This is a genomic window from Alkalihalobacillus alcalophilus ATCC 27647 = CGMCC 1.3604, from assembly GCF_000292245.2.
Classification (GTDB): Bacteria; Bacillota; Bacilli; order Bacillales; family Bacillaceae_D; genus Alkalihalobacillus; species Alkalihalobacillus alcalophilus.
The window spans coordinates 41,821-55,624 of sequence record NZ_ALPT02000022.1 but is presented as its reverse complement, the minus strand read 5'-3'; the positions used below and the strand labels follow the sequence as shown (position 1 = coordinate 55,624).

The window sequence follows — 13,804 nt, the reverse complement described above, 5'->3', positions numbered from 1 at the left end:
TCAATCTAGCTCCGTCCGTTAGAAGCTCGAGAAAAATCGCCCATCTGAGTGAAGACAAAAAGCGTCTTCATCAGCTGTTCTTGCCCACAGGACGTGGGTACAAGGCGTTGCGGCAGGATGGCGCGAACTTAGCGTTGATCCTTAAATTTCTCGCTTCTGAGCAAACGGACTTCGCTTTATAAATAAGGAGGAAAACGATGAAAAAGATAAAATTAAAATTTACGCTCTTATGGTATCGGATTATGCACCGCCTTGGAATGAAGTCGGATGAAATATATTACATAGGAGGCAGTGAGGCTTTGCCGCCACCGTTATCAAAGGAGGAAGAGGCACACCTCTTAAAAAAGCTTCCTAGTGGTGATAAGGCAGTTCGCTCTGTTTTGATTGAACGAAATTTGCGACTTGTCGTTTACATTGCGAGAAAATTTGAAAATACCGGCATTAATATCGAGGATCTCATCAGCATCGGCACGATAGGATTAATTAAGGCGGTTAATACATTTAACCCTGAGAAAAAAATTAAATTAGCCACTTATGCTTCACGTTGTATTGAAAATGAGATTTTAATGTATTTAAGAAGAAATAATAAAACGCGTTCAGAAGTCTCCTTTGATGAACCACTTAATATTGATTGGGACGGCAACGAGCTTTTATTATCAGATGTGTTAGGGACCGAGGATGACATTATCACAAAAGGTATTGAAGATAAAGTGGATCGCAAGCTACTAGTAAAAGCCTTGCACACGTTAAATGAACGCGAAAAACAAATTATGGAACTTCGATTTGGGTTAGCAGGTGATGAAGAGAAGACACAAAAAGATGTTGCTGACATGCTTGGAATTTCACAGTCCTATATTTCACGCTTAGAAAAAAGAATTATTAAAAGATTACAAAAAGAATTTAATAAAATGGTTTAATCGTTCATGAAAAAATAATTCCTTTTTTATTTATTGTCATAGCACAGTTTGTTTCTATTTTTGATTAAAAATGGAAATGGGCTGTGCATATTTTTTCCTGCGGAGGAGATACTTATTTTGACATCATCTCCCGGGTCAGGAGGGAAAGAATTGACACGAAATAAAGTTGAAATATGCGGTGTAGATACATCTAAGTTACCAGTATTAAAAAACACAGAAATGCGAGAATTATTTGTCCAGCTACAAAGTGGAGAGTTAAGCGCACGTGAAAAGCTAGTGAATGGTAATTTAAGGTTAGTCTTAAGTGTCATTCAACGTTTTAATAATCGTGGTGAATTTGTTGACGACCTTTTTCAAGTCGGTTGTATTGGCTTAATGAAATCAATTGACAATTTTGATTTAGGTCAAAATGTTAAATTCTCAACTTATGCTGTACCAATGATTATCGGTGAGATTCGTCGATATTTGCGAGATAATAATCCGATACGAGTATCACGCTCATTACGTGATATCGCGTATAAAGCTCTTCAAGTTCGCGATCAATTAATGGCTGAGAAGAAACGAGAAAAAGAACCAACCGTACAAGAAATAGCAAAAATTCTTGAAGTACCGAAAGAAGATGTCGTTTTTGCATTAGATGCTATTCAAGACCCAGTTTCGTTATTTGAACCGATATATAATGATGGGGGCGATCCAATTTTTGTGATGGATCAAATAAGTGACGATCGAAACAAAGATATCAATTGGGTGGAAGAAATTGCATTAAAAGAAGCCATGGTTCGCTTGAATGATCGTGAAAAAATGATTTTAAATATGCGTTTTTATCAAGGCAAAACTCAAATGGAAGTTGCCGAAGAAATTGGCATTTCACAAGCACAAGTTTCCCGCCTTGAAAAAGCCGCTATCCAACAAATGAATAAACATGCTCAAAGTTAAAGGGACCCGATTGCGGTCTCTTTTTTTGACGCGGAAAATTAGTGGTTAACAAAGAGATTCACTAAAAAAACAAAGCTCCTGTTTACCTTATATATATTTTGGGTACATCCTGCATATACATGAGCATGACATTAAAAAGGATGTGTAGAATATGATGAAAATATCAGATTTACAATCTAAGGACATCGTCAATATGGAAAATGGGAGACGACTTGGACATTTGACGGATTTGGATATTAATTTATCAACGGGAAAAATTGAAGCAATGGTTATAAATGGGACAAATAAGGTGATGGGGCTATTAGGAAAGGCGGATGCAGAAGTCATTATACCTTGGGATAATATTATTAAAATTGGGTCAGATGTTATCATTGTGGAAGTACCTGAATCAATTAAGGCATTTTCGGATACTTCATTTCGTAATTCACAAGTAAAAAGGCGGTAAATAGGGAAGAAAGTCGTTTATTGATAGCTGTGACTTATGATAAACTAGAAACAAATAATAATTTACAAGACTCTTGAGATTGGAACGAGAAGGAGAGGAAATGATTTGACCGAACCATTTATTCAAAAAAACGAACAGCTACTTCTGATCGAGCCACACACTCAATCAGATTTCCATTTAATCGCAGGATTTACGACAAAAAATGGTGGTGTGAGTCCAGAGCATTTCCACTCCTTAAATATGGGGTTTCATGTTCCAGATAAAGAAGAAAACGTTATAAACAATCGTGAAATCGTTGCCGAAAAACTTGATTTTCCAACTGAGTTTTGGATTGGCTCTAAGCAGGTGCATGAGGCAAAAATTGAGAAGGTTACAAAAGAAGATTGCTCAAAAGGGGCATTATCATTTGACTCGGCCCTTAAAGATACTGATGGATTATATACAGCAGATGCTGATGTCCTTTTAACGAGCCTCTATGCTGACTGTGTGCCGCTTTATTTCTGGTCAGAAAAAAATCAATTAGTAGGCTTGGCTCATGCTGGTTGGAAGGGCACGGTTTTGGGTATAGGAGAAAAGATGATCCAACATTGGGTAGGGGATGAAGAAGTACCTTTAGCTGATATTCGTGTCGCGATTGGGCCATGTATTAGCCAAGCCGCTTATGAAGTGGATTCCTCTGTTATTGAAAAAATAACGGAGCAATTTGGAAAAAAAAGAATGGAAGAAGTAACGATTCAAACCGATAAAGAACATTATCAGCTAGATTTACGTTTGTTAAATTATTTGAATTTAATCGATAAAGGATTAAAAAAAGAGCAAATTTTAGTATCATCCTATTGTACATTAAACGATGAGGCTCTTTTTTTCTCACATCGTCGTGACAAAGGAAAAACAGGACGGTTGATGAGTTTTATCGGTAGAAAGAGTAAGTGAGGGAATCAAATGACCGTGAAAGAAAAATATGAGGCATTATTAGCTGAAATAGAAGACATTTGTCATTCCGTGTCAAGGGATCCGAAAAGGATTAACGTGATCGCTGTCACGAAGTATGTTAGTGAAGAAACGACTCAAAAAGCATTAGAAGCAGGGGTCGGGCATATCGGTGAAAACCGTGCTGAAGGTGGACTCGAAAAGTGGGAAGCTCTTGGTAATCAAGGTACATGGCATTTTATTGGTTCTTTGCAATCAAAAAAGTAAAAAAGGTCATTGATAAATTTGATTATTTCCATTCACTTGACAGACTTTCTTTAGCTGAGGAGTTGGACAAGCGGGCCAAACCTGGACAAATCATTCGTTGTTTTGTTCAAGTAAATATTTCAAATGAGGAATCCAAATCTGGTTTATCAAAAGAGGAAGTTCTTCCTTTTATTGAACAGTTAGGAGAATTTCCAGCAATTGAAGTGGTTGGTTTAATGACAATGGCTCCTTTTTATGATGATCCAGAATTAACAAGACCAATTTTTCGTGGATTGCGTGAACTGCAGGAAGTAGTTGCGGCTAAGCAATTAACACATGCTCCATGTCTTGAATTATCAATGGGAATGTCCAATGATTATCGGGTGGCAATTGAAGAAGGGGCAACATTTATCCGATTAGGAACCGCATTGGTCGGTAAAGAATTTTAAAAACGAGTTTCTCGATATCGGAGGTTTAGGAGATGGGGATGAAAACAAAATTTAAACGTTTTTTTGAACTGGAAGATGATGTACAGGAATTTGAAGAATTTGTTGATGAACCTGAACAAAGATATGAGGAAGAGCCGAAAGCGAGAAGGTCTAAGGGCCACTCTCAATCTACGCAATCAACTCATTTTCAATCCGGTCCAAAACAGCAGCAAGGACAAAATGTCGTCAGTTTACAAAGTGTCAAAAATAGCTCAAAAGTTATATTGTTTGAGCCAAGAACATATGATGAAGCACAAGAAATTGCTGATCATTTAAAAGCACGAAAAGCGGTTATTATTAATTTGCAAAGAATTTCACATGAACAAGCAAAGAGGATAGTCGATTTTTTAAGCGGAACAGTGTATGCTATTGGTGGAGACATTCAAAAGCTAGGCGGAAATATCTTCTTATGTACCCCAGATAATGTTGACGTTTCTGGAACGATTACAGATATGGTACAGGAGCATTTTCGTAATTAAGTGTTGTGTTTAAATAAAGGTGGTGAAAGTTGTGTTACAAACAATAGGTGCACTAATCGCACAATTAATGGTGATGTATTCTTTTTTAGTCATCGTGTATATTTTTATGTCTTGGTTCCCTAATGCCCGCGAATCATCCTTTGGACAACTTATAGGAAGTCTGGTGGAGCCCTATTTAGAGCCATTTAGACGGATTATACCTCCACTTGGTATGATCGATATTTCACCAATCGTCGCGATTATTGTTTTACGTCTTGCGGCTACAGGTGTGCAAGTCCTCTTCGGTGGTTAAGGAGAATGGAGTGAACGGTCATTTCAATTTATCAGCATTTTAGAGAAGATGAACGCTCCCTTGTTGACCAAGCTTTGACATGGAAAGAAGAGGTTAAGGATTATTATAAAGAGCGTTTAACAGACTTTTTAGATCCACGTGAGCAAGAAATTTTAAAAACGGTTGTCGGTATTGATGAGGATGTCCAGCTCTCTTTTTTTGGTGGACGTGGTGATATCGAGCGTCAGAGAGCCCATTTAGCTCCTTCATACATAGTGGCAGATGAAGAAACATTTGCCTGCTTCCTTTATTCCATTGAATATCCGAGTAAGTTTGTGACGCTTACACACCGTGATATTTTAGGGGCTCTTATGTCAATCGGATTGAAGCGCGAGAAATTTGGAGATATTATTATTAATGGAACGGACATTCAAGTTATATTGGCAAAAGAAGTAGCATCCTATGTTGAGGTCAATTTAACCTCAATCGGAAAAGCAACGGTTCAATTGAAGCGATTGCCTTTTTCAGCTCAGTTAGAACTCGTTGACAGTTGGAATGAACGTTCTGGCACCATCTCTTCTTTACGATTGGATGCGGTTTTAGCTGAAATTTACCGAGTATCACGCTCGAAAATTGAACCATATTTAGCAAAAGGTTATGTAAAAGTGAATTGGAAGGTAGTTGAGAATGGCTCCTTTCAAGTAAAAGCAACGGACCATTTTTCAGTCAGAGGTTTTGGAAGAAGCCAACTTGTATCACTAGACGGCAAAACAAAAAAAGATAAATGGAAAATTCAATATCGATTAAAGGGTTAATGTCTCTTTTCGTTTGTTTCGCTGATTGTTATTTTTAAAAAGGGTTTTGTGAGAAGTTGTCGAATGATATATGTTGAGACTAATTATTTCTACTTGATAGACGGAGGTGTCGATTTTGCCTTTAACGCCATTAGACATTCATAATAAGGAATTTACACGAGCTTTTCGTGGTTATGATGAAGATGAGGTAAATGAATTTCTTGATCAGATTATAAAAGATTATGAAGCGATTATTACAGAAAAAAAGGACTTATTTGCACGTGTTAATGAATTAGATGAAAAGTTAGAGCACTTTAAAAACATTGAAGAAACCCTGAATAAATCAATTTTAGTTGCTCAAGAGTCGGCAGAGGAAGTAAGAAGAAATGCACAAAAAGAAGCTCAGCTTATCGTCAAAGAGGCTGAAAAAAATGCCGATCGTATTATTAATGATGCACTTAATAAGTCCCGTAAAGTCATGATTGAAATGGAAGAAATTAAAAAACAAGCATCTGTGTATAAAATGCGTTTTAAAATGCTCATAGAAGCTCAATTAGAAATGTTACAAACAGATGATTGGGACCAATTTACGGTTCAAGAGGAAGAAGAGCCATCGAATCAATAAGGGGCGGCTTGCCAATTGTGTGAAGCTGTCATATAATATCACTAATTTCATCTTTAAAAACGATAATGAAGGAAAGTAAACATAGACCGATGATATACAGCGATTCGAGGACGGTGCAAGCTCGATTATTGTTACTATGTGGAAAATCACCTTTTAGTTTTATCTCTGAATGATACATAGTAAGAGGTAGCGTTTCATTCACGTTACGAATGTTCAAGTGGAAATAAGTTCTTTTTATTTTCATTAGGGTGGTACCACGGGTAGTCTTCTCGTCCCTATTTTAGGGATTAGAGGACTTTTTTGTTTGCCAAAAAAGAAAGTTAATTTAAAGGAGGATATGGCATGGTTGAGTATAAAAAAACATTATTAATGCCAAAAACAAATTTTCCAATGCGAGGAAATTTGCCACAAAATGAGCCTAAACGTCAAGAGAAGTGGAGCTCAGAAGATATTTATCAAAAAGTACAGGAGCGTACAAAGGGTAAGCCTCTATTTATTTTGCATGATGGTCCTCCATATGCAAACGGTGATATTCATATGGGGCACGCGTTAAATAAGATTTTGAAAGATATGATTGTCCGTTATAAATCAATGTCTGGTTTCCATGCCCCTTATGTTCCGGGGTGGGATACGCATGGTTTGCCAATTGAAACAGCTTTAACAAAAAGCGGAAAAGTAAAACGCAAAGAGATGAGTGTTGCTGCTTTCCGTAAACTTTGTGAAGAATATGCACTAAAACAAGTTGATCGTCAGCGTGAGCAATTTCTACGTTTAGGTGTTCGCGGTGATTGGTGGAACCCATACATTACATTAGATAAAGCTTATGAAGCACAACAAATTAAAGTATTCGGAGATATGGCGAAAAAAGGCTATATTTATAAAGGGAAAAAGCCTGTTTACTGGTCCCCATCTTCTGAGTCTGCCTTAGCGGAAGCAGAGATTGAATATCATGATAAACGCTCGCCATCGATTTATGTGGCCTTTGATGTCGTTGATGGCAAAAAGGCCCTTGAAGGTGATGAGAAATTTATTATTTGGACAACAACACCTTGGACGATTCCGGCAAACTTAGCGATTAGTGTTCACCCTGACTTAGAGTACAGTGTAGTGTTGGTGGAAAATAATAAATATGTAGTAGCTTCGGGTTTACTTGAAACATTAGTAAAAGAACTAGACTGGGCAACTCATGAAGTATTAAAAACAGTCAAAGGCTCAGAGTTAGAATTTGTCTTAACCCAACATCCAATTTATGAGCGCACATCTGTTGTGATTTTAGGTGAGCATGTTACGTTAGATGCTGGTACTGGCTGTGTTCATACCGCACCTGGTCACGGGGAGGATGACTATCTTGTTGGTCAAAAATATGGATTAGATGTTTTATGTCCAGTCGATGATAAAGGATATTTAACAGATGAAGCTCCTGGTTTTGAAGGGTTATTCTATGATGCAGCGAATAAACCTATCGGTGAAAAATTAGAGGAAGTTGGAGCCTTATTAAAGCTTTCGTTTATTACTCACTCATACGCCCATGACTGGCGGACGAAAAAACCAGTCATTTACCGAGCGACCGCACAATGGTTTGCTTCGATTGAAAACTTCCGAAGTGAATTATTAAAAGCGATTGAGGAAGTGGAATGGATTCCAAAATGGGGTGAAACACGTTTATTCAATATGGTTCGTGATCGCGGTGATTGGTGTATTTCTCGTCAACGAGCATGGGGGGTGCCAATTCCAGTCTTTTATGGCGAAAATGGGGAACCAATCATTACCGATGAAACGATAGATCATGTGTCGGCTTTATTTAGAGAACATGGTTCAAATATTTGGTTTGAGTGGGAAACGGAACAACTATTGCCAGAAGGATTTACATCTGAGCATAGTCCGAACGGAACGTTTACTCGTGAGATGGATATTATGGATGTTTGGTTTGACTCAGGCTCTTCTCATCAAGCTGTTCTTGAGGAAAGGGAAGAATTACAACGTCCTGCTGATTTGTATTTAGAAGGTTCTGACCAATATCGTGGTTGGTTTAATTCTTCTTTATCAACAGGAGTTGCGGTGACAGGTAAAACTCCATATAAAGCGATTTTAAGTCACGGATTCGCTTTAGATGGGCAAGGTCGTAAAATGAGTAAATCAATCGGAAACACAGTGATTCCTAATGATGTCATGAAGCAGTTAGGGGCCGATATTTTACGTTTGTGGGTAGCTTCTGTTGATTATCAAGCTGATGTACGTGTCTCGGATGAAATTTTAAAGCAAGTATCAGAATCGTACCGTAAAATTCGTAACACGTTCCGTTTCTTATTAGGGAATTTACATGACTTTAATCCGACAACGGATCAAGTAGCAGACGAACAACTTGATGGAGTTAACTTATTTATGCTTGTAAAGTTAAATGAAGTGGTTGAAAAAGTGAAAACCGCTTATGAGGAGTATAATTTCTCTGGTGTTTATCATATTTTACACAACTTCTGTACGATTGAATTAAGTTCATTCTATATGGATTTAGCTAAAGATACACTTTACATCGAGCATAGTGATCATCCAGCCCGTCGTGCGATTCAAACGGTCATGTATGAAACGGTTGTGAAGTTATCGAAATTAATTTCACCGATTCTTCCGCATACAGCAGATGAAGTGTGGGAAAACATTCCGAATGTCGATGTGGAGAGCGTACAATTAACCGATATGCCAGAAGCTCGCACATTTGGAGAGGTTGAGCAATTAAAAGCAACATGGAATCAATTTATGGACATTCGTAGTGATGTCTTAAAAGCACTAGAGCAAGCTCGTAATGAAAAAACAATTGGTAAATCTTTAGCTGCTGCCCTAACGATTTATGCTAGTGGCGAGAAGTATGAGTTACTAAATGGTATTTCTGGGCTTGAAAAGCTATTTATCGTTTCTAAAGTAGAACTGGTTAATGGTGTTGCTGAAGCTTCAGAAAAAGCAGTACCATTTGAAGATTTAGCTGTTTTTGTAACAGCGGCAGAAGGTGAAACTTGTGAACGTTGTTGGACGGTCTCCACAACTGTTGGCGAAGAGGCTGATCATCCAGGGTTATGTACATCATGTGCAAAAACGGTTAAAAATCATTATGTAGATGTTGAATAAGTTTTAAATGAACCGTCTCAAAGGGGAGTGTACTTTTTGGGACGGTTTTTTTGTGGTGAATTGTAAAATGTTGCGTTGGCTATTCAAACGAATATGAGGAAAGCTAAAAAGGCATCTGAAAAAGATGCTTATGGGGAGGTGTTCATATTGAATTCAAATTTTAAACAGTTGCATCAACAATTATTACAACAAAAAGAGGAATTTGAGCAGCAATTAAAGCATTTTAAGGAAAGTGAATTGCATAACAGTGAGTCTGCATCAACAGGGGAGCTTTCACAATATGATAACCATCCCGCAGATACAGCGACTGAATTATATGAGCGTGAGAAAGATTTTGCCCTTGAGGAGCATGCGGCCGAGCGGTATCACCAAGTTCTTGATGCGCTTGAACGAATAAAAAATGGTACGTATGGAATTTGTGAAAAAACGGGTCAGGAAATTCCATTTGAGCGATTACAAGCAAACCCGACCGCAAAAATAGTTGTGTCAGCAACAGAATCTCATGTTCAAAATTATCGTCCGATTGAAGAGGAAGCACATGGCCGATATGAACGATATAATTTTGATCATAATTCTAAAGAAACTGAATTTGATGCAGAAGATGCTTATCAAGCGGTCGCAAGATTTAATGATAATTCGATGACCTATGAAGATGCTTCTTTAGATGATGATGATGAGTCAGTTGGATATGTAGAAGAAATAGAAGGCTTCTTATCAACAGGCATCGATGGTTATCGTGGGGCAGAAAATGTGCAATTTCAGCGAAACGTCCATATGGACCATTACTTTGATGAATATGAGAATTAGTTTAGAGGGGTCTTCCCCCTCTTTTTATGCTATAATGCTAAAGAATGGCATGAAGAAGAGAACGGAGGATATATGTGATTTATTATATTATTGCTGCCCTCATCATTATATTGGATCAAATAACAAAATGGATTGTAGCAACCCAAATGGAAATCAGTCAAAAAATCCCGCTTATCGACGGCTTTCTATATTTTACCTCACACCGGAATACTGGTGCGGCCTTTGGGATATTAGAAGGACAAATGTGGTTCTTTTATATCGTGACGATTGGTGTTGTGATTGCGATTGTTTATTTCATGCAAAAAGAAGGAAGATATAGCAAACTTTACGGTACCTCACTAGCTTTAATTTTAGGGGGAGCGATTGGGAATTTTATTGATCGTCTTTTCCGTGGAGAAGTTGTTGATTTTATTGATACATACCCATTTGGATACAATTTTGCGATTTTTAATGTCGCAGATTCAGCCCTTTGTATTGGGGTAGCCCTTTTATTTATTAAGATGTTTCAAGATGAACGTAAGGCAAAGAAGGAGATAAAGTAATGGAAGTATTTAAATTTGAAGTAACAAGTGAACTTGCGGGAGACCGAATTGATAAGTTTATTACGAGTCAACAAGAAGATTGGTCACGTACACAGGTTCAACAATGGATTAAAGATAAAAGAGTCAAAGTGAACGGGAATGTTGTCAAAAGCAATTATAAGGTTTCTGATCTTGATCAGGTGGAAGTATCTGTTCCGGAACCAGAAGTATTAGAAGTAGAGGCAGAGAACATACCTTTAGATATTGTCTTTGAAGATGAAGATGTGATCGTTGTCAATAAACCGCGTGGAATGGTCGTACATCCAGCACCAGGGCATTATTCAGGGACGCTTGTAAATGCTTTAATGTATCATTGTAAGGATTTATCAGGGATTAATGGTGTCATTCGACCGGGCATTGTTCATCGAATTGATAAGGATACATCTGGACTATTAATGGTCGCTAAAAACGATCAAGCTCATGAATCATTAGTTAGTCAATTAAAGGCGAAAACAACTAAAAGAGTGTATCAAGCGATCGTGCACGGTGTTATTTCACATCAAACAGGAACGATTGATGCCCCGATTGGCCGTGACAAAAAGGAACGTCAAAGTATGACTGTAACGAATGAGAATTCCAGAGAAGCTGTAACCCATTTTACAGTGTTGGATCGTTTTACAAATTATACGTATGTTCAATGTGAGCTTGAGACGGGGCGTACTCATCAAATTCGGGTTCATATGAAATATATCGGTTATCCGTTAGCTGGTGATCCGAAATACGGTCCGAAAAAGACACTTGATATCGATGGTCAAGCTTTACATGCAGCTGTTTTAGGTTTTGAACACCCAAAAACAAAAGAATGGGTTGAGTTTGAAGCTCCTCTCCCAACGGAGATGGAGAAATTGCTCGAACATTTACGAATAATTGGTTGACACTTGAATGTTTTTGTGCGATAGTTATTAAGAACTGAATAAACCCTTTAACTATAGTCCCGTGAGGCTAAGAAGGACAGCGAAAATGTCATCGGATTTTGTATCGATCCGTATGTGTACAGATTTATTCTGCCCTCTTGTCTCTTCATGACAAGAGGGTTTTTGTTTGCTTTAGGGGATTACGAATGAGGAGGTGGCAACAATGTCTCAAGTTATTTTAGATGAACAAGCCATTACGCGAGCGACGACTCGAATTGCTCATGAAATCATTGAACGAAATAAAGGAATCGATAATTGTGTATTAGTAGGCATTAAAACAAGAGGCATTTATTTGGCTCAAAGATTGGCAGAGAGAATTGAACAGATTGAAGGGCTACCGCTTCCGGTCGGAGAGATTGACATTACATTATATCGCGATGACCTAACGGTAAAGACGGATACAGAAGAACCGGTCATTCAAGGTACGAATATCCCGATTGAAATTGAAAACCGTAAAGTGATTCTTGTTGATGATGTTCTTTATACAGGAAGAACGGTTCGAGCAGCACTTGATGCTTTAATTGATTTAGGGAGACCAGAACAAATTCAACTTGCGGTTTTAGTCGATAGAGGTCATCGAGAACTTCCAATTCGACCAGATTATGTGGGGAAAAATGTGCCGACTTCTAAAAGTGAAATTATTGTAGCAGAATTAAAAGAAGTTGACGCAAGAGACCAAGTTAAAATTGATAAAAAATAAATAGAAAAACTCTTTAAAACAGTCCAGAGAGGCTGGCAAGAGCAAAGTAGATAACCGTCATGACTATTTGTGTGACGGGGTTATCTCCTGAACCCTCTTAGCCACACTGGTTAAGAGGGTTTTGCGTAAGAGTGATTAGGAGGAAGAACAGTATGAGTCAGCAAAAAGAAGTTTTAGGGGTACGTGATGTCCCGCGTTTAGATAAATGGGTGATTTTAAGCTTACAGCACTTATTTGCCATGTTTGGCGCAACCATTTTAGTACCGGCGATTGTCGGATTAAGTCCATCTGTCGCATTATTATCAAGTGGATTAGGAACTCTCGCTTATTTAATTATTACGAGAGGACAAATTCCAGCTTACCTCGGTTCATCGTTTGCTTTTATTAGTCCAATCATTACCGCCACAGCATTAGGCGGACCTGAAGGTGTGATGGTCGGAACATTCTTTGCTGGTATCGTCTACGGCATTGTTGCGTTAGGGGTTAAACGTAGTGGTGTTAAATGGTTAATGAATATTTTACCTCCAGCGGTCGTTGGTCCAATCATTATGGTTATCGGTTTAGGCTTGTCAACAACAGCGATTGATATGGCGATGATGATTCCAGGAGAGGACCCAAATTCTTCTGTTTATAGTTTACAGCACTTCACCGTGGCTTTATTTACATTAGCGGTAACGATTGTGTCGAACATGTTTTTTAAAGGGTTCTTTGGACTAATTCCGATTCTTTTCGGAGTGGTCAGTGGTTATCTTTTTGCTTCGATTCAAGGGTTGGTTGATTTTACAGAGGTAAAGTCAGCAGCATGGTTACAAGCACCAGATGCGATGCTACCTTTTATCACTTATACACCGAATTTCTCATGGGCGATTTTGTTCGTCATGGTACCAGTAGCTGCGGTGACGTTAGCCGAGCATATCGGAGACCAAATGGTATTAAGTAAAGTAACAGGTAAGAACTTTATCGAAAAGCCAGGCTTACATCGCTCGATTTTAGGGGATGGGGTTGCGTCGATTGTCGCAGCACTTGTAGGAGGACCACCAAATACAACGTACGGAGAAAACATCGGAGTTTTGGCGATGACAAGAGTGTTTAGTGTGTTCGTAGTCGGAGGAGCGGCTGTGTTTGCGATATTATTCTCCTTCGTTGGTAAAATTTCAGCCATCATTTCCTCTATCCCAGCAGCAGTTATGGGTGGTATCTCAATCCTCTTATTCGGTATCATCGCTTCATCAGGGATGAGAATGTTAGTGGAAAATAAAGTAGACTTTGGAGTGAAACGTAACTTAATTATTGCTTCAACGATTTTAGTAACAGGAATTGGCGGAGCATTCCTACAATTCTCAGAGGACTTCCAAATTGCTGGAATGGCTTTTGCGACAATCATTGGGGTCGTTTTACACTTAATCTTACCGGGTAAAGAAGCTGCCTTTGGCGAAAACAGTCAGTTGTTTTCAAATGAAGAGTTAAAAGAAGAAAAATAAACAAGCATCCTTTAAACGAGTACAGAGAGACTTAAAAGGGGCTTTAAGGAAATGGAGCATGCGTAACGATTGA

Annotated in this window: 15 protein-coding genes, 1 pseudogene and 1 other annotated feature; all 16 genes and pseudogenes read left to right on the top strand. The window is 38.3% G+C overall.

From position 1 onward, the window contains the following. Positions 1-182 (top strand): hypothetical protein (locus BALCAV_RS22740; protein WP_235213089.1); only part of this gene is annotated, 182 nt, incomplete at its 5' end. A gap of 15 nt (positions 183-197) precedes the next feature. Further along, the gene (sigE, locus tag BALCAV_RS08020; RefSeq protein ID WP_003320590.1) at positions 198-917 is read left to right on the top strand and encodes an RNA polymerase sporulation sigma factor SigE; all 720 of its coding nucleotides are present in this window, start codon (positions 198-200) and stop codon (positions 915-917) included. A 60-nt stretch (positions 918-977) separates the two neighbouring features. Next, positions 978-1,853: an RNA polymerase sporulation sigma factor SigG gene (gene sigG, locus BALCAV_RS08015; protein WP_407920852.1), complete on the top strand. Its 876-nt coding sequence runs from the start codon at positions 978-980 to the stop codon at positions 1,851-1,853. Between the two features lie 151 nt (positions 1,854-2,004). After that, positions 2,005-2,298, top strand: a complete 294-nt coding sequence (locus tag BALCAV_RS08010) for a YlmC/YmxH family sporulation protein (RefSeq protein ID WP_003320592.1) — start codon at positions 2,005-2,007, stop codon at positions 2,296-2,298. Between the two features lie 105 nt (positions 2,299-2,403). After that, a complete protein-coding gene (gene pgeF / locus BALCAV_RS08005; RefSeq protein ID WP_003320593.1) occupies positions 2,404-3,231 on the top strand; it encodes a peptidoglycan editing factor PgeF in 828 nt (275 codons plus the stop codon). Between the two features lie 9 nt (positions 3,232-3,240). Further along, positions 3,241-3,923: pseudogene (locus BALCAV_RS08000) on the top strand (YggS family pyridoxal phosphate-dependent enzyme). Positions 3,924-3,955: 32 nt separating this feature from the next. Then, positions 3,956-4,441 carry a cell division protein SepF gene (locus BALCAV_RS07995; protein WP_003320596.1) on the top strand — a complete coding sequence of 162 codons (486 nt, stop codon included), beginning with the start codon at positions 3,956-3,958 and terminating at the stop codon, positions 4,439-4,441. A 67-nt stretch (positions 4,442-4,508) separates the two neighbouring features. Further along, positions 4,509-4,733, top strand: coding sequence for a YggT family protein (locus BALCAV_RS07990; protein WP_040323794.1), 225 nt, complete (start codon positions 4,509-4,511; stop codon positions 4,731-4,733). Between the two features lie 20 nt (positions 4,734-4,753). Further along, entirely contained in the window at positions 4,754-5,527 is a 774-nt protein-coding gene (locus BALCAV_RS07985) for a YlmH family RNA-binding protein (RefSeq protein ID WP_040323791.1), read from the top strand. Positions 5,528-5,642: 115 nt separating this feature from the next. Then, a complete protein-coding gene (locus BALCAV_RS07980; RefSeq protein ID WP_003320599.1) occupies positions 5,643-6,131 on the top strand; it encodes a DivIVA domain-containing protein in 489 nt (162 codons plus the stop codon). A gap of 53 nt (positions 6,132-6,184) precedes the next feature. After that, positions 6,185-6,411, top strand: a binding site (T-box leader). A gap of 62 nt (positions 6,412-6,473) precedes the next feature. After that, on the top strand, positions 6,474-9,248 hold the full coding sequence (ileS, locus tag BALCAV_RS07975) for an isoleucine--tRNA ligase (protein WP_003320600.1): 2,775 nt from the start codon (positions 6,474-6,476) through the stop codon (positions 9,246-9,248). A gap of 147 nt (positions 9,249-9,395) precedes the next feature. Continuing rightward, positions 9,396-10,055 carry a TraR/DksA C4-type zinc finger protein gene (locus BALCAV_RS07970; RefSeq protein ID WP_003320601.1) on the top strand — a complete coding sequence of 220 codons (660 nt, stop codon included), beginning with the start codon at positions 9,396-9,398 and terminating at the stop codon, positions 10,053-10,055. A 74-nt stretch (positions 10,056-10,129) separates the two neighbouring features. After that, entirely contained in the window at positions 10,130-10,597 is a 468-nt protein-coding gene (gene lspA / locus BALCAV_RS07965) for a signal peptidase II (RefSeq protein WP_003320602.1), read from the top strand. Further along, complete coding sequence (locus tag BALCAV_RS07960; RefSeq protein WP_003320603.1) at positions 10,597-11,511, top strand: RluA family pseudouridine synthase; 915 nt, start codon at positions 10,597-10,599, stop codon at positions 11,509-11,511. Before lspA ends, BALCAV_RS07960 begins: the two co-directional genes overlap by 1 nt. A 202-nt stretch (positions 11,512-11,713) precedes the next feature. Beyond that, a complete protein-coding gene (gene pyrR, locus BALCAV_RS07955) occupies positions 11,714-12,250 on the top strand; it encodes a bifunctional pyr operon transcriptional regulator/uracil phosphoribosyltransferase PyrR (protein ID WP_003320604.1) in 537 nt (178 codons plus the stop codon). Between the two features lie 152 nt (positions 12,251-12,402). After that, positions 12,403-13,731 (top strand): uracil-xanthine permease family protein, encoded by a 1,329-nt coding sequence (locus tag BALCAV_RS07950; protein ID WP_003320605.1) that lies wholly within the window; start codon positions 12,403-12,405, stop codon positions 13,729-13,731. The last annotated feature ends 73 nt before the right edge of the window (positions 13,732-13,804 follow it).

Bases quoted from the DNA above. Each gene is read 5' to 3' on its own strand.
- sigE (WP_003320590.1), top strand. From the start codon at position 198: ATGAAAAAGATAAAATTAAAATTTACGCTCTTATGGTATCGGATTATG.
- BALCAV_RS08010 (WP_003320592.1), top strand. From the start codon at position 2,005: ATGATGAAAATATCAGATTTACAATCTAAGGACATCGTCAATATGGAA.
- BALCAV_RS07995 (WP_003320596.1), top strand. From the start codon at position 3,956: ATGGGGATGAAAACAAAATTTAAACGTTTTTTTGAACTGGAAGATGAT.
- BALCAV_RS07990 (WP_040323794.1), top strand. From the start codon at position 4,509: ATGGTGATGTATTCTTTTTTAGTCATCGTGTATATTTTTATGTCTTGG.
- ileS (WP_003320600.1), top strand. From the start codon at position 6,474: ATGGTTGAGTATAAAAAAACATTATTAATGCCAAAAACAAATTTTCCA.
- BALCAV_RS07960 (WP_003320603.1), top strand. From the start codon at position 10,597: ATGGAAGTATTTAAATTTGAAGTAACAAGTGAACTTGCGGGAGACCGA.
- pyrR (WP_003320604.1), top strand. From the start codon at position 11,714: ATGTCTCAAGTTATTTTAGATGAACAAGCCATTACGCGAGCGACGACT.
- BALCAV_RS07950 (WP_003320605.1), top strand. From the start codon at position 12,403: ATGAGTCAGCAAAAAGAAGTTTTAGGGGTACGTGATGTCCCGCGTTTA.